Source organism: Inquilinus limosus MP06 (assembly GCF_000767795.1).
Classification (GTDB): Bacteria; Pseudomonadota; Alphaproteobacteria; order DSM-16000; family Inquilinaceae; genus Inquilinus; species Inquilinus limosus_E.
In genome coordinates this window covers 1-20,569 of sequence record NZ_JANX01000041.1, presented here as the reverse complement: position 1 = coordinate 20,569, position 20,569 = coordinate 1, and the positions used below count along the sequence as shown (strand labels likewise).

The following is a 20,569-nucleotide window of genomic DNA, read 5'->3' as shown; positions in this document are numbered from 1 at the left end:
GCGCATCGAAGCGGCGTCGACCAGCTGGTTGGCGATCAGGATCCGCTTCACCCCGAAGCGGCGGCACACCTCGAATTGCTGGGCGGTGGCGACGGTGATGCCCCAGGAGCCGTTGGCCAGCTGCAGGTCGAACAGCTGCGGGCTCATCGTCGTCTTGCCGTGCGGCGCCAGGGCGACGCCGGTCTCGGCCAGGATGTCGCGCATCCAGCGGGCGTTGCGCTCCAGCACCGACCGCTTCAGCAGCGCCTGCGGGAAGGGCAGGTCGCCGGACAGCGCGTTCCAGCCCTGGTCGCCGATGCTGCGGAACGGGATCGGCTTCATGCCGGGGGGCAGGCCCTTGGTGGAGCCGTCGACCGGGGCGTCGAGGATCGGATCGAGGGCGAGAACCTGCATGACGGGCTTCCTTCAGATGCGGCGGCCGGAGGCCGCGTCGAACAGGTGGGCATGGGCGGCGAGGGGAAGCAGCGGCACCACGTCGCCCGGCGCCACCGGCCGGCGACCATGCATCACCGCGGCGATGCGGGTGCCGGCCAGGGTGCCGTAGAGATGGGTCTCGGCCCCGGTCGGCTCGACCAGGTCGATGGTCACCGGCACGCCGTCCCGGCCCTCGGCCAGGGTGAAATGCTCGGGCCGGACGCCCAGCAGGACCGGCTGATCGTCCTCGGCGCCGCGGTCGGGGGCGGGCAGGCGGGTGCCGTCCTCGGCTTCCACCACCGAGCCTTCGGCGCCGCGGCGGTAGCGGCCGGGCAGGAAGCTCATGGAGGGAGAGCCGAGGAAGCCGGCGACGAAGGTGTTGGCCGGCAGGTCGTAGAGGTCCAGCGGCCTGCCCTGCTGCTCGATCCGCCCGCCATTCATCACCACGATCCGGTCGGCCAGGGTCATCGCCTCGATCTGGTCGTGGGTGACGTAGACGATGGTGGTGCCGAGGCGGCGGTGCAGCGCCTTGATCTCGGTGCGCATCTGCACCCGCAGCTTGGCATCCAGGTTCGACAGCGGCTCGTCGAACAGGAACACGGCGGGGTCGCGCACGATCGCCCGGCCCATGGCGACGCGCTGGCGCTGGCCGCCGGACAGCTGACGCGGCAGCCGCTCCAGATAATCGAACAGGTTGAGGATGCCGGCGGCCCTGTCGACCTTGCCCGCGATCTCCGGCTTCGCCTCGCCGCGCAGCTTCGGGCCGTAGGCGATGTTCTGCCGCGCGGTCATGTGGGGGTAGAGCGCGTAGGACTGGAACACCATGGCGATGTTCCGCTTCTGCGGCGGCACCTCGTTGGCGCGGGCGCCGCCGATCGCGAGCTCGCCGCCGGAGATGGTCTCCAGCCCCGCGATCATGCGCAGCAAAGTGGACTTGCCGCAGCCGGACGGCCCGACCAGGACGACGAACTCGCCATCGGCGATGTCGAGGTCGATCGCGTGGATCACCTGCGCATCGCCGTAGCGCTTCACCACCCCGTCCAGCCGCACCGTCGCCATGGATCAGAACTCCTCGAGGGTCAGTTCACCCGCCATCACCCGATTGCCGGCGGTGAGGCCGCCATCGACCGGCAGCATGGCGCCGGTGATGAAGCCGGCCAGCTCGTCATCGGCCAGGAAGGCCACCGCCTTGGCGATGTCGGACGGCTCGGCCACCCGCTGCAGCGGGTACCATTTGCGCAGGGACTCGAAGATCTCCGGCTTCTTGTCGACCCGCGCCTGCCAGATCGGGGTCCGCACGGTGCCGGGGCAGATCACGTTGGCGCGGATGCCGAACGGCCCGTATTCCACCGCCAGCGCCTTGGTGTAGCTGATCAGCCCGGCCTTGGCGGCGCTGTAGGCCGGGTGGCCCAGCGTCTGCAGCCCGTTGACGCTGCTGATGTTGACGATGCTGCCGCGGCGCCGCGCCTTCATGCCGTCGATCACCGCGGCCACGACGTGATAGGCGCCGTTCAGGTTCAGCGTGACGTCGCCGGCCCAGCTCTCGGCCGTGGTCGAGGCCAGGGTGCCGCCGCCATTGCCGCCGCCGGCATTGTTGACGGCGATGTCGACCGGGCCGGTGCGGGCCACCGCGGCCTCGATCGCGGTGCGGGTGGCGGCGGCGTCGCACAGATCGGCCGGCGCAGCGGCGGCCTTGACGCCGCGTTCGGCCAGAGCGGCGACGCGGGCCTCCAGCGCCGCGGCGTCGCGGTCGGACAGGATCAGCGCCGCTCCGGCCTGGGCGAAGAGGTCGACGATCGCGCTGCCGATGCCGCCGAGCGCCCCGGTGACGAGAACGGTCTGGTCCGCGAAGCGCGTCATGGCTGTCTTTCCGGCAGAAGAAGGGCTGGAGGCCGATCGTAGCTCAATGTTTGAAACTTACAAGACGGGCATCGCGCGTGTGCAGTGCAGCATCGATGAGGAGCCCAAAATTGTCGGAAGATTCCAGCGCTGCTGCGCTATAGCGGAAGAAAATCGCCCGACGCGCCGTTTCCGAATTGCGCCCCGTCGGCGATTGTAAGAGAGTTACAGGCAGGGGCGGCTCCGGCAAAAAGCCGGGCGCGGCCGTCCCCCGGTTGTCCGGTTCCAATTGCGGCTCGCGCGGCCTCGCCGCCGAAACAGGAGGCTCTCCATGCAGCATGCGTTCCGGTCCGTGCTCCTCGGCGCGGGCGCCTCGATCCTGGCGGCGCTGGCCGCAGCACCGGCCGTCGCCGCCGAGGTGCGGGTGACGGTGGCGGAGTACAGCTCCAAGACCGGACCCTATTTCGAGGAGGCGGCGAAGGCCTTCGAGGCCAAGAACCCCGGCACCGACATCAAGATCGAGGTGGTCCCCTGGGACGTGCTGCAGCAGAAGCTGACCACCGACATCGCCGGCAACGCCAATGCCGATCTGGCCATCATCGGCACCCGCTGGCTGGTGGATTTCGTGCAGCAGGGCGTGGTCGCGCCGCTGGACGGCTACATGACCGACGAGTTCAAGGCGCGCTTCATCCCGACCTTCTTCGCGCCCGGCGTGCTGGACGGCAAGACCTACGGCCTGCCGATCGCCTCCTCGGCCCGCGCCATGTACTACAACAAGGACCTGTTCGAGAAGGCGGGCATCGCCGCCCCGCCGGCGACTTGGGACGAGTTGGTCGAGGACGCGAAGAAGATCAAGGCCCTCGGCGCCAAGGACACCTACGGCTTCGGCCTGCAGGGCAAGGAGATCGAGACCGACGTCTATTTCTACTATGCGATGTGGAGCTTCGGCGGCGATATCGTGGTCGACGGCAAGAGCGGCATCGACAGCGAGGCGGCCATCAAAGCCGCGACGCTGTACAAGCAGATGATCGATGACGGGCTGACCGAGCCGGGCGTCACCGCCTACAATCGCGAGGACGTGCAGAACCTGTTCAAGCAGGGCCGCATCGGCATGATGTTCACGGCGCCGTTCCTGGCCAGCCAGATCAAGACCGAGGCGCCGGACCTGAAATATGGCGTGGCGCCGGTGCCGAAGGGCACCACCTCGGCCACCTATGCGGTCACGGATTCGATCGTGATGTTCGAGAACTCGAAGGTGAAGGACGAGGCCTGGAAGTTCATGGACTTCCTGTTCCAGAGCGACTGGCGCGAGAAGTTCACGGTCAATGAGGGCTTCCTGACCGAGAACCAGGCGGTGGCCAAGCTGCCGTACTTCACCGACGATCCGAACCTGAAGGTCTTCAATGCGATGCTGCCGAGCGCCAAGTTCGCCCCGACCATCGCCGGGTGGGAGGAGATCGCCGACGCCACCGGCCGGGCGCTGCAGAAGATCTATCTCGGCGAGGCCAAGCCCGAGGAGGCGCTGAAGGCCGCCGCCGAGCAGGCCAACGGGGTGCTGGGCGCGAAGTAGCCACACTGTTTCCCTTTCCTGTCATCGCCGGGCTTGACCCGGCGATCCAGGGGCCACCGCGAGCGGCCTCGACATTCCCTGGATGCCCGGGTCAAGCCCGGGCATGACAATTGGGGCAATGCGGGTGGCGCTGAACCGGGCTAGGCATATCAGAGACAGGCAGTGACGACCGAGACCGAGAGGCCATCCGTTCCGATGTCGGCGCCCCTGGCCGCGCGCCTGCCGGGCCTGACGCCGATCCTGCTGATCCTGCCCAGCTTCCTGCTGGCGGCGTTCATCATCGCCTATCCGGTGTGGGACCTGCTGACGGTGGCCTCGCACCAGGTCAACCGCTTCGGCCAGCTGCGCGACTTCACCGGCCTGGCCAATCTGGGCAGCGTCCTGGCCGATCCGGTGTTCATGGAGAGCCTGTGGCGCACCCTGGTCTGGACCGCCGCCGTGGTGGCCGGCACCGTCCTGGTCTCGGTGCCGGTGGCGCTGATCCTGAACACCGAGTTCTACGGCCGCGGCCTGGCCCGAGTGATCGTGATGCTGCCCTGGTCGGTGTCGCTGACCATGATGGCGATCGTCTGGCGCTGGGCGCTGAACGGCGAATCCGGCCTGCTGAACCTCACCCTGCAGGATCTCGGCATCACCGGCCACAACGTGATCTGGCTGGCCTCGGCCGCCACCGCCTTCCCGATCCAGATCCTGATCGGGATCCTGGTGTCGATCCCGTTCACGGTGACGATCTTCCTGGGCGGCCTGTCCTCGATCCCGAGCGACATCTACGAGGCGGCATCGACCGACGGCGCCACGTCCTGGCAGCGGTTCCGCACCCTGACCCTGCCGCTGATGCGGCCGTTCATCAACATGGCGGTGGTGCTGAACATCATCTACGTCTTCAACTCTTTCCCGATCATCTGGGTGCTGACCGGGGGCGGTCCCTCGGATTCGACGCAGATCCTGGTCACCTACCTGTACAAGCTGGCCTTCCAGCTGGGGAAGATGGGCGAGGCGGCGTCGATCTCGCTGATCATGTTCGCCATCCTGCTGGTCTTCACCCTGATCTATCTGCGCATGGCGATGAAGGGCGAGCGCAATGGCTGAAGCTCGGGCGCAAGTGGTCCCCCAATTGTCATGCCCGGGCTTGACCCGGGCATCCAGGGGCTTCCGGATCCGTTCTTGGTGGCCCCTGGATTGCCGGGCCAAGCCCGGCAATGACAATAAAAAAGCTCAACTCGCCGAACGCCATGCTTAAGAAGAGCCTCCTGTGCTGGCTGGCGCTGTCGCCGCTGATCCTGGTGGTGCTGTTCCCCTTCGCGGTGATGGTGGCGACGGCGCTGAAGCCGGCGGCGGAGGTGCTGTCGGCCGACCCGTCCTGGCTGCCCAGCCGGATCGCCTGGGAGAACTTCGTCACCATGTGGCAGGCGACGGATTTCGGCACGGCGCTGCTGAACAGCCTCTATGCCGCGACCTTGGCGACTCTGCTGGCGCTGGCGGTCAGCATCCCCGCCGCCTATGCCATGTCGCGCTACCGCTTCCCGGGGCAGGGGCTGTACCGCGACTTCCTGCTGGTCACCCAGATGCTGTCGCCGATCGTGCTGGTGATCGGTCTGTTCCGGCTGGTCGCCTGGCTCGGCCTCGTCGGCTCGGTCGATTCGCTGGTGCTGGTCTATGCCGGCTTCAACATCGCCTTCGCCGTATGGATGCTGCAGAGCTATTTCGCCACCATCCCGCTGGACCTGGAGGAGGCGGCGTGGCTGGAAGGCGCGTCGCGCTTCCGCACCGTGATCCGCGTGTTCCTGCCGTTGGCGGCGCCGGCGATGGTGGTGACGGCGATCTTCACCTTCATCAACGCCTGGAACGAGTTCGCCGTGGCGCTGAGCCTCCTGCGCGCGCCGGAGACGCACACCCTGCCGATCAAGATTTTCTCTCTCGTCGCCGGCCGCTATACGATCGAGTGGCATCACGTCATGGCCGCGACATTCGTGGCGACGATCCCCGTCGCCATCGTCTTCGCCTGGCTGCAGCGCTACCTGGTGCGCGGCCTGGCCCTCGGCGCCGTCAAATAGGAAGAACCATGAGCAAGCGCGAGCATTTCGGAACCACCGTCACCGGCGCCGGCGGGCAGAAGCTGCCCTTCTCCAAGGCCGTGCGGGCCGGCGACTATGTCTATGTCTCGGGCCAGGTGCCGTTCGACGAGAACGGCGTGGTCGTCACCGGCGGCATCGAGATCCAGACCCGCCAGACCATGAAGAACGTCCAGGCGGCGCTGGAGCTGGCGGGCTGCACGCTGGACGACGTGATCAAGGTCACGGTCTGGCTGGACGACACCCGCGACTTCGCGGCCTTCAACCGCACCTATGACAGCTTCTTCACCGGCGACCGCCCGGCGCGCTCCTGCGTCCGTGCCGACATGATGGTCGACTGCAAGGTGGAAATCGAAGCAATTGCTTATAAGCCACTGGGCTGAGGCGGGTTTAGCCCAAGTCTCTATTCCATTTCTTGTCATCCTCGGGCTTGACCCGAGGACCCAGGGGTTTTCAAGAGCCGCTCTCGGTGGCCCCTGGATTGCCGGGTCAAGCCCGGCAATGACAAGTGAAGGGGACGTCTCTCGACCTCAGGCGCGTGGCACCGTCGGGACCGGCCGCTCGCCCTGCACCATGGTGCGGTACAAGAGCCGGTCCTGGCCGTCATAGTCGTTGACGGCGTAGTGCAGGGTGCAACGATTGTCCCAGATCGCCAGGTCGCCCGTCTTCCAGCGCAGCCGGCAGGTGAATTCCGGCCGGACCGCATGGGCGTAGAGGAAGTCGAGCAGCGGCCGGCTCTCCTCCACCGTCATGCCGGCGAAACGCTGGGTGTAGATCGAGTTGATGAACAGCGCCTTGCGGCCGGTGCCGGGATGCACCCGCACCACAGGGTGCGCGACCTCGCGGTCTGCCTCCGGCCGGTTGCGCTCGATGCCGATCGACTTCGAGACGGCGACGTTTCCCGGCACGCCGCCGGTGCCGTAGGGCTTGCCGGAATGCATGGCGTCGAGCCCGTCCAGCACCGTCTTCAGCCCGTCCGACAGCGCGTCATAGGCGTCGTACATGTTGGCGAACAGCGTGTCGCCGCCATGGCTCGGCACCTGGACGGCATAGAGCAGCGACGCCATCGGCGGCTGGTCGAGGAAGCTGAAATCCGAATGCCAGGCATTGCCGAAGGTGCTGACCTTGCGCTCGTCCGCCGTCTTCTTCACGGCGACGATGTCCGGGTGCTCGGCCATGTGCGTGATGTAGGGCGCGCGGTTGATGGTGCCGAAGCGGCGGGTCAGCGCCACCAGGTCTTCCGGCGCCAGGTCGAGCCCGTGCAGATGGATCACGAGGTGATCGTCCAGCGCCTGGCGGATCGCGGCGAAGAGCGTGTCGTCGACCGGGCCGGCGAGGTCGATGTCGGCACCGAGCGACCCGGCCATCGGCCGGATGGTGAGGCGTGAGTCGGGGCTGGTCATGGCGGGAGTATGGGCCGTGGTTCGGCCGGCCGGAAGACCATCCGCCCCGAATTTTCGCCTCTTCTGATCCTCGAAATTCCTTACACTGTCATTGCGAGCGCAGCGAAGCAATCCAGGGGCCAATGCGCATCGGCCCTGGATTGCTTCGTCGCTGCGCTCCTCGCAATGACTGCGAGGAAGCGACCGGCATCAGGGTCAAGCCCCGCCGGTCACGACGCGGCGAACAGGGCGTTGATCTCCTTGTGCGGCACCGCCTCGTCGGCATAGCCGAAGCTGCCCTGGTCCTTGATCTCGCGGGCGGCGCGCAGGAAGCCGCCCAGCGCCGCCCGGGCCAGCGAGCCGCCGACGCTGATCCGCTTCACGCCGATCTCGCCCAGCTCCGCCACGGTGAAGCGGGCGCCGACCAGACCCATCACCACATTCACCGGCCGATCGACCGCGCGCACCACCGCCTCGATCTCCTCCCGCGTCGCCAGGCCGGGGGCGTAGAGCACGTCGGCGCCGGCCTCCTGGAAGGCCTGCAGCCGGCGGATCGTGTCGGCCAGGTCGCGGCGGCCGTGCAGGAAGTTCTCGGCCCGCGCCGTCAGGGTGAAGGGGAAGGGCAGGGACCGCGCCGCCGCCACCGCTGCCCGCACCCGCTGCACCGCCTGGTCGAGGCCGTAGATCGGGTCGTCGGTGCGGCCGGTGGCGTCCTCGATCGAGCCGCCGACCAGCCCGATGGCGGCGGCCTGGCGGATGGTCTCGGCCGCCGCCTCGGGCGCGTCACCGAAACCGTTCTCGAGATCGGCGGAGACCGGCAGGTCCGTGGCCTCGACGATGGCCCTGGCATTGGCCAGCGTCTCTTCCCGGCTGACCTTCTGCGCCCCGTCATTGCGGCCGAGGGTAAAGGCGTAACCGGCGCTGGTGGTGGCCAGCGCCTCGAAGCCGAGCCCGGCCAGGAGTTTCGCGGTGCCGGCATCCCAGGGATTCGGGATCACGAAGATACCCGGCCGGGCATGCAGGCGCTGGAAGGCAAAAGCCTTGTCGGACTGGCTGATCATGGGAGTCTCCCGCGTGAGCAGGAGAGCATGTTCGATTTTTGTTCCGGCGCGGTCAAGCGATCAGTGGTTCGGCAAATCGATCCAACCCTCATTGTCATTGCCGGGCTTGACCCGGCAATCCAGGGGCCACCCGGAGGGGCATCGACAGTCTCTGGATGCCCGGGTCAAGCCCGGGCATGACAGTTTGAGAAGAACCGCAGCCTCAGCCCACCCGCTCATACCGCAGGTGGCGGGCCAGCCAGCAGCCGACCTCGACGTCCTTCACCCGGCCGGCGTCGTCGCGGCGGAAGGCCAGGGTCCAGTCGCCGGGCGGGGTGTGGTCCAGCGCGCGCGGGCAGGGCAGGGTCCAGACATCCGGCCCGACCGGGTCCAGGAGCTCCATCCGGCCCTGGCCGAGGAAACCGGAGAAGCCGCCGTACAGAGTGCCGCCGGTATCCACCACCTCCAGCTCGGCGTCCAGCTCCGCGCAGCGGTAGCGGCCGCCGAGGTCGAGCGCCGGCTCGCCGTCGCAGGGGACAAGACGGGTGCTCTGGTTCTCCTGCGGCCGGTCCAGCCACAGACCGTCCGCGGCGGGGCGCAGCCGGGTGCGGCCGTTGCCGGCGCTGCCGTCGGGCTGCAGGTCCAGCTTCTCCGCCGAATGGCCGTAGCGCAGCCGCACCTTGCCGTCGGCCATGTCGGCGCGGGCCGAAAGCCCGGTCTCCGGCTCGATATAGGCGCCGAGCCATTCCGGCGCCGGCAGGTCGGCGGCAGGCTTGGACCGTTCCTCGCCCAGCACGGCGGCCAGCAGATCCAGCGCCGCGGCCTGGGCGTCGGAGAGGTGGTTGAACAGCACCACCACCGACACCCGCTCCGACGGCACGTACAGGCGATGGCTGCGCCAGCCACGCAGCGCGCCGCCATGGCCGGCATAGGCGCGGCCGAACTCGGTCGCCCGGTTCAGGCCGAAGCCGTAGGGGGCGGCGGCGCCGTTGGCGAAGGTCACCGGCGCCGACAGGCGGCTGTACAGCGCGTCCGGGTCGTCGCGCGTGGCGTCGATATGGCGCTCCCAGGCGATCATGTCGTCCAGGCTGGCGCCGAGGCCGGCATCGCCGGTCCACAGGATCCGGTTCTCGGCGGCGCGGAAGCCGCCCGTCTGCGTGCCCTCATAGCCCTCGGTGCCGTCCGGCATGGCGCGGGTGTCGGCGGCCAGGATGGCGCTGTCCATGCCGGCGCGGTCGAAGATGCGGCTGCGCAGCAGCTCGCCGAAGCCGCGGCCGGTGCGAGCCTCGAGGATGTCGGAGAGCAGCCGGAAGTTCTGGTTGACGTAGGAGTAGCGGGTGCCCGGCGCGAAATGCAGCGACCGGGTGCCGGCGATCACGCGCTCCGCCTCGCGGTCGCCAAAGGGCGACTCGGCGGGCGCCCCGTGCAGCATCGCCACCGCCCAGTAGTCGCGCAGGCCGGACTGGTTGTGGCACAGGTGCAGCGCGCCCGGCGCCTCGCCCTGCAGCAGCGGCAGGCGGGCGCGGACATCGCCGTCCAGCACCGTCGGGTCCGGAAAGGCGTCAAGCACCAGGCCGCAGGTGAACTGCTTGGTGACCGAGCACATCCGGAACAGCGACTTGGGCGTGAACGGGGTGCGCCGCTCGGCATTGGCCCAGCCCCAGGCGTGGCGGGCCAGGATCTCGCCATCCCGCAGCACGGCGGCGGCGCCGCCGGGCCCGGGATAGAGGCGGGGGAGGGCGGCGAGGGCGCGGTCGAGGCGGGAAGGCGTGGTCGTCATGATGGCCGCCACCCTGGCGCCCCGGCCGCGATGTGTAAAGATGGCGGCGGCGGGAAATCGCGGGTGACAGCCGCGTCCGCGCGATTTATCAGACATAAAACCCTGCCCAAGAAGACTGGCGATGCCGACGATCACCAACATCCAGGACCTGAGAGCGCTGGCGGCCCGGCGCATCCCGCGCGCGATCTTCGACTATGCCGATCGCGGCTCCTATGACGAGGTGACGCTGCGCGCGAACCGGGCGGACCTGGCGGCGATCGGCCTGCGCCAGCGGGTGATGATCGATGTCGACAAGCGTTCGGTCGCGACCACGATCCTGGGCGAGGACGTGGCCATGCCGCTCGCCATCGCGCCGACCGGCCTGACCGGCCTGTTCCACGGCGACGGTGAGATCCACGGCGCCCGCGCGGCCCAGGCCTTCGGCATCCCGTTCTGCCTGTCGACCATGTCGATCTGCTCGATCGAGGATGTGCGCGCGGCGGTGAAGAAGCCGTTCTGGTTCCAGCTCTACGTCATGCGCGACCGCGGCTTCTCGCAGTCGCTGATCGAGCGCGCCAAGGCGGCGCAATGCTCGGCCTTGGTGCTGACGCTCGACCTGCAGATCCAGGGCCAGCGCCATCGCGACCTGAAGAACGGCCTGGCCGTGCCGCCGCGGCTGACCCTGGCCAACGCGCTCGACATCGCCACCAAGCCGGCCTGGGCGATGAAGGTGCTGTTCGGCAAGCGCCGCAGCTTCGGCAACCTGGACGGCCATGTGAAGGGCGCGGACAGCCTGAAGACCCTGTCGCAATGGACCGCCAGCCAGTTCGACGCCTCGCTGAGCTGGAAGGACGTCGAATGGGTGCGCAGCATCTGGCCCGGCAAGCTGATCCTGAAGGGCGTGCTGGACGAGGACGACGCGCGGATCGCCGCTTCGACCGGCGCCGACGCCGTGGTCGTCTCCAACCATGGCGGCCGGCAGCTGGACGGGGCGCGGTCGTCGATCTCGGCGCTGCCGGGGATCGTCCAGGCGATCGGCGACAAGACCGAGATCCTGTTCGACGGCGGCGTGCAGTCCGGCCAGGACATCCTCAAGGCCGTGGCGCTGGGCGCCCGCGGCTGCCTGATGGGCAAGGCCTTCCTCTACGGCCTGGCGGCGATGGGCGAGGCCGGGGTGACCAAGGCGCTGGAGATCATGCGCAAGGAGCTGGACATCAGCATGGCGCTGACCGGCACCGGCGACATCACCAAGGTCGACCGCAGCAGCCTGGTGATCCGGGGATAGGGCGCGTGCCCGAAGCCGGCTAGAGCCGGCTTCGGTCGGCCGGATCAGTTCCCGCGCAGCTCCAACTCCTTGTTGACCCGCAGCGCCGCCAGGGTGCAGACGGCGCCGGACAGCAGATAGGCGCCGACCAGGGCCAGGCCGAAATGGCTGGCCAGCGCCAGCGCGACCAGCGGGGCGAAGCCGGCGCCGACCATCCAGGCCAGGTCCGAGGTCAGGGCCGAGGCGGTGTAGCGGTGGTTGTTCGGGAAGTTCGACGCCACCGCGCCGGCCGCTTGGCCGAAGGACAGGCCGAGCAGGCCGAAGCCCAGGATCACGAAGGCCGACCGCGCCGTCGGCCCGCCGCCCAGCAGCAGCGGCGTGACGAAGCTGAAGATCGCGATCAGCACCGCGCAGGCCGCCAGCAGCGTGCGCCGGCCGGTGCGGTCGGCGATGAGGCCGGAGACGACGATCATGGCGGCGCCGAGGATGGCGCCGGCGAACTCCGTCATCAGGAAATTGCCGGCATTGTGGTCGGTGTACAGCATCACCCAGCTCAGCGGGAACACCGTCACCAGATGGAACAGGGCGAAGGTCGCCAGCGGCACGAAGGCCCCGACCAGGATGTTGTGGCCCTGCTGCCTCAGCGTCTCGGGCACGCTCGCCGCCTCGAGGTCCTTGCTCTCGTACAGCCGCTCGAACTGCTCGGTCACCACCAGGCGCAGCCGGGCGAACAGGGCGACGACGTTGATCGCGAAGGCGACGAAGAACGGGTAGCGCCAGCCCCAGTCCAGGAAGTCGGCGGCCGGCAGGTTGACCAGGAAGAAGGCGAACAGCGCGCTGGCCAGCATGAAGCCCAGCGGGGCGCCGAGCTGCGGCATCATCGCGTACCAGCCGCGCCGGTTCTGCGGCGCGTTCAGCGCCAAGAGCGAGGCCAGCCCGTCCCAGGCGCCGCCCAGGGCCAGGCCCTGGCCGATGCGGCAGGCCGCCAGCAGGGCGATGGCGGCGGTGCCGATGTCGCCGGTGCCGGGCAGGAACGCCATGGCGGCGGTCGACCCGCCGAGCAGGAACATCGCCGCGGTCAGCTTGACGCTGCGGCCGTGCCGGCGGTCGATCTCCATGAACAGGACCGAGCCGATCGGGCGGGCGACGAAGGCGAGGGCGAAGACGGCGAAGGAGTAGAGCATCGCGTCGAGCGGCGCCGCATGCGGGAAGAAGAACCGCGGGAACACGAGCACCGAGGCGATGGCGTAGACGAAGAAGTCGAAGAATTCCGCGGTCCGGCCGATCACGACGCCGATCGCGATCTCGCCGGGTGGGACACCTGCGCGGTGCCGTGGCGCGGCGTTCGGGGGCTGGGACCCGAAGTCTCGACTGAGAGTGGCCATAAATGTTCCTCCTGGGTGGGCCGGGCCGAGATGCCGCTGTTTTTTCTTTTGAGTATGGCCCAGGATTCCGGTGCGTCAAATCGTGCCAAGCGAGCCCCAGCGGCTCCGGAATCGCCGGGGACCCTGCCGTCAACCCCGGTGCGACGATGTTGCACTGCAACCATCGGGCATCTGGTAGGACAAACTGTCCTCTGTTACATCGCGTAACGCTTCGTTAAGGCAGGGCCGCCTTATCGTTCTCGCTTTCCAGGCAACGGCATGTCCATCAAAGCTTTAGGCCGCCTCGCTGCGCTTCCTGCCCTGGTCCTCCTGGGTGGGTGCAACATGGTGGTCATGTCCCCTTCCGGTGATATTGCGGTGCAGCAGCGCGACCTGATCGTGATCTCCACGATCCTGATGCTGCTGATCATCGTGCCGGTGATCGCCCTGACTCTGTTCTTTGCCTGGAAGTACCGCCAGTCGAACAAGGACGCCCCCTACGACCCCGACTGGCACCATTCGACTCAGCTCGAGGTGGTGATCTGGTCCGCCCCGCTGGTGATCATCATCGCGCTGGGCGCCCTGACCTGGATCAGCACCCACACGCTCGACCCCTACCGGCCGCTGGAGCGCATCGACTCGGAGCGCGCCGTCGCCGCGGACGTGAAGCCGCTGGTCGTCGAGGTTGTGGCGCTCGACTGGAAGTGGCTGTTCCTCTACCCCGAGCAGGGCATCGCCACGGTGAACGAGCTGGCGGCGCCGGTCGACGTGCCGATCCAGTTCAAGATCACCTCGGCCACCGTGATGAACTCCTTCTTCGTGCCGGCGCTGGCGGGGCAGATCTACGCCATGGCCGGGATGGAGACGAAGCTGCACGCCGTGATCAACAAGCCCGGCGAGTATGAGGGCTTCTCGGCCAATTACAGCGGCGCCGGCTTCTCCGGCATGCGCTTCGCCTTCCATGGCCTGGCCGCCGGCGATTTCGACGCCTGGGTCCAGAAGGTGAAGTCGAGCGGCGCCAATCTCAGCCGCGAGGAGTACCTGACGCTGGAGCGGCCGAGCGAGCGCGAGCCGGTGCGCCATTACGGCACGGTCGCCTCCGACCTCTACGGCGCCATCCTCAACATGTGCGTCGACCGCTCGAAGATGTGCATGAACGAGATGATGAGCATCGACGCCCGCGGCGGCGGCGGCATGGCCGGCATCGACAACGTCATCGCGCTCAACCACGACAAGGATGTCCGCCGCGGCGCCGGCCCGGTCCGCAGCTATGTCGCGGCGATCTGCACCACCGATGGCGACATGGCCGAGAACCGGCCGCCGGAGGGAATCCTGTTCAGCCGCTGGGCCACCTCGTCCAGCCGCGTCGAGTGAGGACCGCAAAGATGACCGCCGCCGGCCCGTCCCGGGCCGCGGCACCGACACTATCGCGGAGGCCGTCGCCCGCAGCGGCGGCCTCCGGAACGACAGAGTAGCCCGATGTTCTCAAACCTAGATCTCCAGACGCTCGTCTTCGGCAAGCTGACGCTCGGCGCGCTGCCGCTGCACGAGCCGATCCTGGTCGTCACCTTCATCGCGGTGGCGCTCGGCGGCATCGCGCTGCTGGGCGGCATCACCTATTTCCGCCTGTGGGGCTATCTCTGGCGCGAATGGTTCACCAGCATCGACCACAAGAAGATCGGGATCATGTATGTGATCCTGGCCCTGGTGATGCTGCTGCGCGGCTTCTCCGACGCCATCATGATGCGGGCGCAGCAGGCCATCGCCTTCGGCGCCAATGAGGGCTACCTGCCGCCACACCACTACGACCAGGTGTTCACCGCCCATGGCGTGATCATGATCTTCTTCATGGCCATGCCCTTCGTCACGGGCCTGATGAACTTCGTGGTGCCGCTGCAGATCGGCGCCCGCGACGTGTCCTTCCCGTTCCTGAACAATTTCAGCTTCTGGATGACCACGGCCGGCGCGGTGATCATCATGATCTCGCTGTTCGTCGGCGAGTTCGCCAAGACCGGCTGGCTGGCCTATCCGCCGCTGTCGGGCATCGCCTACAGCCCGGATGTCGGCGTCGACTACTACATCTGGGGCCTGCAGGTCGCGGGCATAGGAACGCTGTTATCGGGCGTCAACCTGGTGGCCACCATCGTCAAGATGCGGGCGCCGGGCATGACCATGATGAAGATGCCGGTCTTCACCTGGACCGCGCTGTGCACCAACGTCCTGATCGTTGCCGCCTTTCCGGTGCTGACCGCCGTCCTGGCCCTGCTGTCGCTCGACCGCTACGCCGGCACGAACTTCTTCACCAACGACTTCGGCGGCAGCCCGATGATGTATGTGAACCTGATCTGGATCTGGGGGCATCCGGAGGTTTACATCCTCATCCTGCCGGCCTTCGGCATCTTCTCCGAGGTCGTCGCCACCTTCTGCGGCAAGCGCCTGTTCGGCTACACCTCGATGGTCTACGCCACGGTGGTGATCACCATCCTGTCGTACCTGGTGTGGCTGCATCACTTCTTCACGATGGGCTCCGGCGCCAGCGTGAACTCGTTCTTCGGCATCACCACGATGATCATCTCGATCCCGACCGGGGCGAAGATGTTCAACTGGCTGTTCACCATGTACCGCGGCCGCATCCGGTTCGAGGTGCCGATGCTGTGGACGATCGGCTTCATGGTGACCTTCGTCATCGGCGGCATGACCGGCGTGCTGCTGGCGGTGCCCCCGGCCGACTTCGTGCTGCACAACAGCCTGTTCCTGATCGCCCATTTCCACAACGTCATCATCGGCGGCGTGGTGTTCGGCGTCTTCGCCGGCTTCACCTACTGGTTCCCGAAGGCCTTCGGCTTCAAGCTCGATCCCTTCTGGGGCAAGATGTCGTTCTGGTTCTGGTTCATCGGCTTCTACTTCGCTTTCATGCCGCTCTACGTGCTCGGCCTGATGGGCGTCACCCGCCGGGTGAACCATTTCGACGACCAGTCGCTGCAGATCTGGTTCGTCATCGCCGCCTTCGGCGCGGTGCTGATCGCCTTCGGCATCCTGTCCTTCCTGATCCAGCTGGTGGTCAGCTTCCTGCGGCGCGAGCAGCTGCGCGACGTCACCGGCGACCCGTGGAACGCCCGCACGCTGGAATGGTCCACCTCGTCGCCGCCGCCGGAGTACAACTTCGCCTTCACGCCGCTGGTGCATGACCACGACGCCTGGGACGACATGAAGAAGCGCGGCTATGTCCGGCCGCTGTCCGGGTTCAAGGCGATCCACATGCCGAAGAACACCGGCACCGGCGTCATCCTCGGCGCCATCAGCGTGGCCTTCGCCTTCGCCATGGTCTGGCACATCTGGTGGCTGGCCGCGCTCAGCTTCGTGGCGATGCTGGCCGTGTCGATCGGGCACACCTTCAACTACAAGCGCGACTACCACATCCCGGCCGAGGTCGTGACCAGGGTCGAGGATGAGCGCAGCCGCGTGCTGGCCCGGGCGGGAGCCGCTTCCTGATGACCGCGATCAACCCCACGGCGAACGGCCAGACCCGCTTCCACGTCGACGAGGAGCATGAGCATTCGGGCGGCAGCACGATGCTCGGCTTCTGGATCTACCTGATGAGCGACTGCCTGATCTTCGCAGTCCTCTTCGCCTGCTACGGCGTGCTCGGCCGCAGCTATGCGGCCGGCCCGTCCGGCGCCGACCTGTTCGACCTGCCGCTGGTGGCGGTCAACACCTCGATGCTGCTGCTGTCCTCCATCACCTGCGGCTTCGCCATGCTGGAGATGGAGCGCAACCGCAAGGGCGCGACCCTGGCCTGGCTGGCGGTGACGGCGCTGTTCGGCGTCGTCTTCGTCGGGCTCGAGCTCTACGAGTTCGCGCATCTCGTCCATGAGGGGGCGGGGCCGCAGCGCAGCGCCTTCCTGTCGTCCTTCTTCACCCTGGTCGGCACGCACGGCCTGCACGTCACCGTCGGCATCGTCTGGATGGTGACGATGATGGTCCAGGTCGCCCAGCACGGGCTGATCCCGGACAACAAGCGCCGGCTGATGTGCCTCAGCCTGTTCTGGCACTTCCTGGACGTCATCTGGATCGGCGTCTTCACCTTCGTCTATCTGATGGGATCCATGGCATGAGCGCCCACGCCCACACCGATCACCATCACGGCGACGACCACCATGGCGACGCCAGCGGCCACGGCACGCTGAAGGGCTACCTGACCGGCTTCGTGCTGGCGGTGATCCTGACCGCCATCCCGTTCTGGCTGGTGATGGGCGACGTGTTCGCCGATGCCCAGACCACGGCGCTGGTGATCATGGCGCTCGCGGTCGTCCAGATCGTCGTGCACATGGTCTATTTCCTGCACATGAACACGCGGTCGGAGGGCGGCTGGACCATGTTGGCCCTGATCTTCACCGTGGTGCTGGTGGTGATCACGCTCGCCGGCTCGCTGTGGGTGATGTACCACCTCAACCACAACATGATGCCGGTCTCCGCCCACGACATGCGCAACATGCCGTGACCGGGGCCGAGGCTCATCGGCCTCGGTCCACCGCCACCCTGATCGTCCTCGGGGCGGCGGCCCTGACGATGTTTCTCGGCCTGCTGGCGCTCGGCGTCTGGCAGGTCGAGCGGCGGGCCTGGAAGCTCGACCTGATCGCCCGGGTCGACCAGCGCGTCGCCGCCGAGCCCGTGGCGCCGCCGGGTCCAGCCGATTGGGCCGGGGTCAATGCCGACCGGGACGAATACCGGCATGTCCACATCTCCGGCCGCTTCCTCAACGACCGCGAGGCGCAGGTCACCGCCTCGACCGTCAAGGGCGCCGGCTATTGGGTGATGACCCCGCTGCGGGCGGATGACGGCACCGTGGTGCTGGTCAATCGCGGCTTCGTCCCGACCGAGAACCGCGACCCGGCCACCCGCGCGGCGGGGCAGGTCGAGGGGCCGGTGACGGTCACCGGCCTGCTGCGCATCACCGAGCCGAAGGGCGGGTTCCTGCGCTCGAACGACCCGGCGGCGGAGCGCTGGTATTCCCGCGACGTTACTGCCATTGCCGCGGCCCGTGGGCTGACGAATGCTGCGCCCTATTTCATCGACGCCGACGCCGCGCCCAATCCGGGCGGGCTGCCGATCGGCGGGCTGACGGTGATTTCCTTCCCGAACAGCCACCTGGTCTATGCCATCACCTGGTTCGGCCTGGCCGCGCTGCTGCTGGTCGGCGTGGGCTACGCCGTGCGGTCGGAGCGGAGGGGGCGTCGGGACTCAAAGGGGAGCGCGTAGCCTCTCCCACCGTTCCATCACCGTCATTGCGAGCGTAGCGAAGCAATCCAGGGGCCAATGCGAACCGGCCCCTGGATTGCCTCGTCGGCTTCGCCTCCTCGCAATGACGGGGAGGGGGAGCCTGGACCCCGCGCATGGCCGTCCCCCACCCGCCGGAGCTTCCCCGCCCCCCGAAGCCTGTTCTAACGTCCATCAGCCCGTCGCGGGAGGCGACGGAAGCGACGGAGGGCCGGGCTCGAGCTCCCCTCCGCCCCACGACCGAACGAGGTTCTGATGGCGCACGAAACGCAATTCTACATCGACGGCGCATGGGTCGACCCGATCACGCCGAAGACGCTCGACGTGATCGACCCCTCGACCGAGGAGGCCTTCGCCAAGATCTCGCTCGGCTCGGCCGCGGATGTCGACCGCGCGGTGGCGGCGGCGAAGCGGGCCTTCCCGGCCTTCGCCCGCACCAGCCGCGAGGAGCGCCTGGCCCTGCTGCGCCGGATCCTGGAGGTCTACAAGCGCCGCGCGCCCGACATCGCGCTGGCCGTGTCGCGCGAAATGGGCGCGCCGCGGAAATTCGCGCTCGATTCCCAGACCTGGGCCGGCGACGCGCATCTGACCCGGATCATCGAGGCGCTGGAGACCTTCCAGTTCGAGCGGCCGAAGGGCACCTCGATGGTGGTGAAGGAGCCGGTCGGCGTGGTCGGCATGATCACGCCCTGGAACTGGCCCCTGAACCAGATCACCTGCAAGGTCGGCCCGGCGCTGGCCGCCGGCTGCACCATGGTGCTGAAGCCGAGCGAGATCGCGCCGCTGGACGCCATCATCTTCGCCGAGATCCTGCATGAGGCTGGGGTGCCGAAGGGCGTCTTCAACCTGGTGAACGGCGACGGGCCGACGGTCGGCGCCGCGATCTCCAGCCATCCCGACGTCGACATGGTGTCCTTCACCGGGTCGACCCGCGCCGGCATCCTGGTGGCCAAGGCCGCCGCCGACACGGTGAAGCGGGTGCATCAGGAGCTGGGCGGCAAGTCGGCCAACATCATCCTGCCGGACGCCGACCTGAAGCGGGCGGTGACCAAGGGCGTCGCCGGCTGCTTCGGCAACAGCGGCCAGTCCTGCAACGCCCCGACCCGGATGTTCGTGCCGCTCGACCGCGAGGACGAGGCGATCGGCTATGCCAAGGCGGCGGCCGAGGGCTTCAAGGTCGGCCCGGCCGACGCACCGGACACCCAGCTGGGCCCCGTGGTCAGCCAGCTGCAATACGACAAGATTCAGCGGCTGATCGAGGCCGGTATCGCCGAGGGGGCGGAGCTGGTGGCCGGCGGCCCCGGCCGGCCGGAAGGGCTGAACCGCGGCTATTTCGTCCGCCCGACCGTCTTCGCCCGGGTGACGCCGGACATGACCATCGCGCGCGAGGAGATCTTCGGCCCGGTGCTGTCGATCCTGACCTACGAGACCGAGGCGCAGGCGATCGAGCTGGCCAACGACACGCCCTACGGCCTGGCCGCCTATGTCCAGTCGGGCGACCTGGAGCGGGCGCGCAAGGTGGCGTCGCAGCTGCGCGTCGGCAATGTCCACATCAACTACCCGGCCTGGGACACGGCCGCGCCGTTCGGCGGCTACAAGCAGTCGGGCAACGGCCGGGAATACGCCGAGTTCGGCCTCGAGGAGTTCCTCGAGATCAAGGGCGTGATCGGCTACGAGGCCGCCTGAGTCCTCGCCGGAGCCTTCCTTCGGGAAGGCTCCGGCCATGCCGGCACGGCCGGCTTTGCCCGAGCTCAGCCGGTGCGGCGGGAGTGCTGCTTGTCGGCGCGGCGCAGCTTCTCGGTGCCCAGGCCCTGGGCCTTGGCGTAGACCGATTTCGACCGGGCGTAGTTCGGCGCCACCATCGGATAGTCCGGCGGCAGGTTCCACTTGGCGCGATACTGCTCCGGCGTCATGCCGTAGGTGGCGCGCAGCCAGCGCTTCATCATCTTGAACGGCCGGCCGTCCTCCAGGCAGATGATGTAGTCCGGGGTCACCGAATCCGTGATCGACACGGCCGGAACGGCCGGGGGCGAAGCGGTCGCGGGATCCGGCTGGGCACTGCCGGTCTCCATGGCGGCTGTCGTCGGCGCGGCCTCCGCCGCAGACTGCCGGATCGCCGTATTGCGGGCTTCGATCAGCGACAGATGCACGTTCCGGATGAGAGCCGGCAGGCTCTCGCTGTCCACCGTGTTGTGGGAGACGTGGGCGACGATGATCTCTTTGGTGAACTTCAGAATCTCGTCGCTCGGCGTCGACATCGTGCCTCTCCCATCCTACCCTGCAGTTCCGCTGCTGAACGCCGCGACGATCCTTTGCTGCGAGACTGCTCTGCTTGCGATCAATGCGACAAGCCAAGAACAGCCATAAGGTTCCATGGGATTCAGAAAAAAAGCTTTTGATCCTGTCGCGTGTTCTTCCAATTCAATCCCGGATCGGAGTGTAAGCCGATCCGGGATTGATTGTTGCTTGGTGTCCTCGGCGCGACCACAACCCGACATCGCGGTGATTGAAGCCGATCCAACGGATTTGCTGGCGGGCGACGGAGTCCTTGTCGAGGACTCCGCAAGTCCTCCCGTCAGCGGTCGAAA

The 20,569-nt window shown here is 67.8% G+C and carries 18 protein-coding genes and 1 pseudogene; 11 read left to right on the top strand and 8 right to left on the bottom strand.

Going from position 1 to position 20,569, the window contains the following annotated elements; genetic code table 11:
• From P409_RS05825 to P409_RS05815, 3 genes and pseudogenes are all read right to left on the bottom strand, one after another.
• Positions 1-393: pseudogene (locus tag P409_RS05825) on the bottom strand (hypothetical protein); the annotation flags it as partial.
• 12 nt (positions 394-405) lie between these two features.
• Positions 406-1,473, bottom strand: coding sequence for an ABC transporter ATP-binding protein (locus P409_RS05820; protein ID WP_034832869.1), 1,068 nt, complete (start codon positions 1,471-1,473; stop codon positions 406-408).
• 3 nt (positions 1,474-1,476) lie between these two features.
• Positions 1,477-2,274, bottom strand: a complete 798-nt coding sequence (locus P409_RS05815; protein ID WP_034832867.1) for an SDR family oxidoreductase — start codon at positions 2,272-2,274, stop codon at positions 1,477-1,479.
• 310 nt (positions 2,275-2,584) lie between these two features.
• Between P409_RS05815 and P409_RS05810 the strand changes: the two genes are divergently transcribed.
• The 4 genes from P409_RS05810 (at position 2,585) to P409_RS05795 (ending at position 6,278) form a co-directional block, all read left to right on the top strand.
• Positions 2,585-3,823 (top strand): ABC transporter substrate-binding protein, encoded by a 1,239-nt coding sequence (locus tag P409_RS05810; protein ID WP_034832864.1) that lies wholly within the window; start codon positions 2,585-2,587, stop codon positions 3,821-3,823.
• 195 nt (positions 3,824-4,018) lie between these two features.
• Complete coding sequence (locus P409_RS05805; RefSeq protein WP_052120081.1) at positions 4,019-4,912, top strand: carbohydrate ABC transporter permease; 894 nt, start codon at positions 4,019-4,021, stop codon at positions 4,910-4,912.
• Positions 4,913-5,055: 143 nt separating this feature from the next.
• On the top strand, positions 5,056-5,877 hold the full coding sequence (locus P409_RS05800) for a carbohydrate ABC transporter permease (RefSeq protein ID WP_202964571.1): 822 nt from the start codon (positions 5,056-5,058) through the stop codon (positions 5,875-5,877).
• Between the two features lie 8 nt (positions 5,878-5,885).
• Positions 5,886-6,278 carry a RidA family protein gene (locus P409_RS05795; RefSeq protein WP_034832858.1) on the top strand — a complete coding sequence of 131 codons (393 nt, stop codon included), beginning with the start codon at positions 5,886-5,888 and terminating at the stop codon, positions 6,276-6,278.
• Positions 6,279-6,425: 147 nt separating this feature from the next.
• Here the strand turns inward: P409_RS05795 and P409_RS05790 are convergent, their stop codons facing one another.
• The 3 genes from P409_RS05790 to P409_RS05780 all read right to left on the bottom strand — a co-directional run bounded on the left by P409_RS05790 (position 6,426) and on the right by P409_RS05780 (position 10,097).
• The gene (locus P409_RS05790; RefSeq protein ID WP_034832856.1) at positions 6,426-7,298 is read right to left on the bottom strand and encodes a TauD/TfdA dioxygenase family protein; all 873 of its coding nucleotides are present in this window, start codon (positions 7,296-7,298) and stop codon (positions 6,426-6,428) included.
• Between the two features lie 209 nt (positions 7,299-7,507).
• On the bottom strand, positions 7,508-8,338 hold the full coding sequence (locus tag P409_RS05785; protein WP_034832853.1) for an isocitrate lyase/PEP mutase family protein: 831 nt from the start codon (positions 8,336-8,338) through the stop codon (positions 7,508-7,510).
• A gap of 202 nt (positions 8,339-8,540) precedes the next feature.
• Positions 8,541-10,097, bottom strand: a complete 1,557-nt coding sequence (locus tag P409_RS05780) for a D-aminopeptidase (RefSeq protein ID WP_034832879.1) — start codon at positions 10,095-10,097, stop codon at positions 8,541-8,543.
• Positions 10,098-10,218: 121 nt separating this feature from the next.
• Here P409_RS05780 and P409_RS05775 point away from each other — a divergent pair, with 121 nt between their 5' ends.
• The gene (locus P409_RS05775; protein WP_034832851.1) at positions 10,219-11,361 is read left to right on the top strand and encodes an alpha-hydroxy acid oxidase; all 1,143 of its coding nucleotides are present in this window, start codon (positions 10,219-10,221) and stop codon (positions 11,359-11,361) included.
• Positions 11,362-11,405: 44 nt separating this feature from the next.
• Here the strand turns inward: P409_RS05775 and P409_RS05770 are convergent, their stop codons facing one another.
• The gene (locus tag P409_RS05770; RefSeq protein WP_343285493.1) at positions 11,406-12,629 is read right to left on the bottom strand and encodes an MFS transporter; all 1,224 of its coding nucleotides are present in this window, start codon (positions 12,627-12,629) and stop codon (positions 11,406-11,408) included.
• A gap of 354 nt (positions 12,630-12,983) precedes the next feature.
• On the opposite strand from P409_RS05770, the gene cyoA reads away from it, so the two are divergent.
• The 6 genes from cyoA to P409_RS05740 all read left to right on the top strand — a co-directional run bounded on the left by cyoA (position 12,984) and on the right by P409_RS05740 (position 19,667).
• Positions 12,984-14,078, top strand: coding sequence for a ubiquinol oxidase subunit II (gene cyoA, locus P409_RS05765; protein ID WP_081991302.1), 1,095 nt, complete (start codon positions 12,984-12,986; stop codon positions 14,076-14,078).
• Positions 14,079-14,183: 105 nt separating this feature from the next.
• Positions 14,184-16,196: a cytochrome o ubiquinol oxidase subunit I gene (cyoB, locus tag P409_RS05760; RefSeq protein ID WP_034832846.1), complete on the top strand. Its 2,013-nt coding sequence runs from the start codon at positions 14,184-14,186 to the stop codon at positions 16,194-16,196.
• Positions 16,196-16,819 (top strand): cytochrome o ubiquinol oxidase subunit III, encoded by a 624-nt coding sequence (gene cyoC, locus P409_RS05755; protein WP_034832843.1) that lies wholly within the window; start codon positions 16,196-16,198, stop codon positions 16,817-16,819. The genes cyoB and cyoC overlap by 1 nt, the downstream gene beginning before the upstream one ends.
• Positions 16,816-17,205 carry a cytochrome o ubiquinol oxidase subunit IV gene (cyoD, locus tag P409_RS05750; protein ID WP_034832840.1) on the top strand — a complete coding sequence of 130 codons (390 nt, stop codon included), beginning with the start codon at positions 16,816-16,818 and terminating at the stop codon, positions 17,203-17,205. The genes cyoC and cyoD overlap by 4 nt, the downstream gene beginning before the upstream one ends.
• Positions 17,202-17,963: an SURF1 family protein gene (locus P409_RS05745; protein ID WP_052120080.1), complete on the top strand. Its 762-nt coding sequence runs from the start codon at positions 17,202-17,204 to the stop codon at positions 17,961-17,963. The genes cyoD and P409_RS05745 overlap by 4 nt, the downstream gene beginning before the upstream one ends.
• 273 nt (positions 17,964-18,236) lie before the next feature.
• Positions 18,237-19,667: an aldehyde dehydrogenase family protein gene (locus P409_RS05740; protein ID WP_034832838.1), complete on the top strand. Its 1,431-nt coding sequence runs from the start codon at positions 18,237-18,239 to the stop codon at positions 19,665-19,667.
• A 65-nt stretch (positions 19,668-19,732) separates the two neighbouring features.
• Here the strand turns inward: P409_RS05740 and P409_RS05735 are convergent, their stop codons facing one another.
• Positions 19,733-20,239 carry a Ros/MucR family transcriptional regulator gene (locus P409_RS05735; protein ID WP_034832836.1) on the bottom strand — a complete coding sequence of 169 codons (507 nt, stop codon included), beginning with the start codon at positions 20,237-20,239 and terminating at the stop codon, positions 19,733-19,735.
• Between the last annotated feature and the right edge of the window lie 330 nt (positions 20,240-20,569).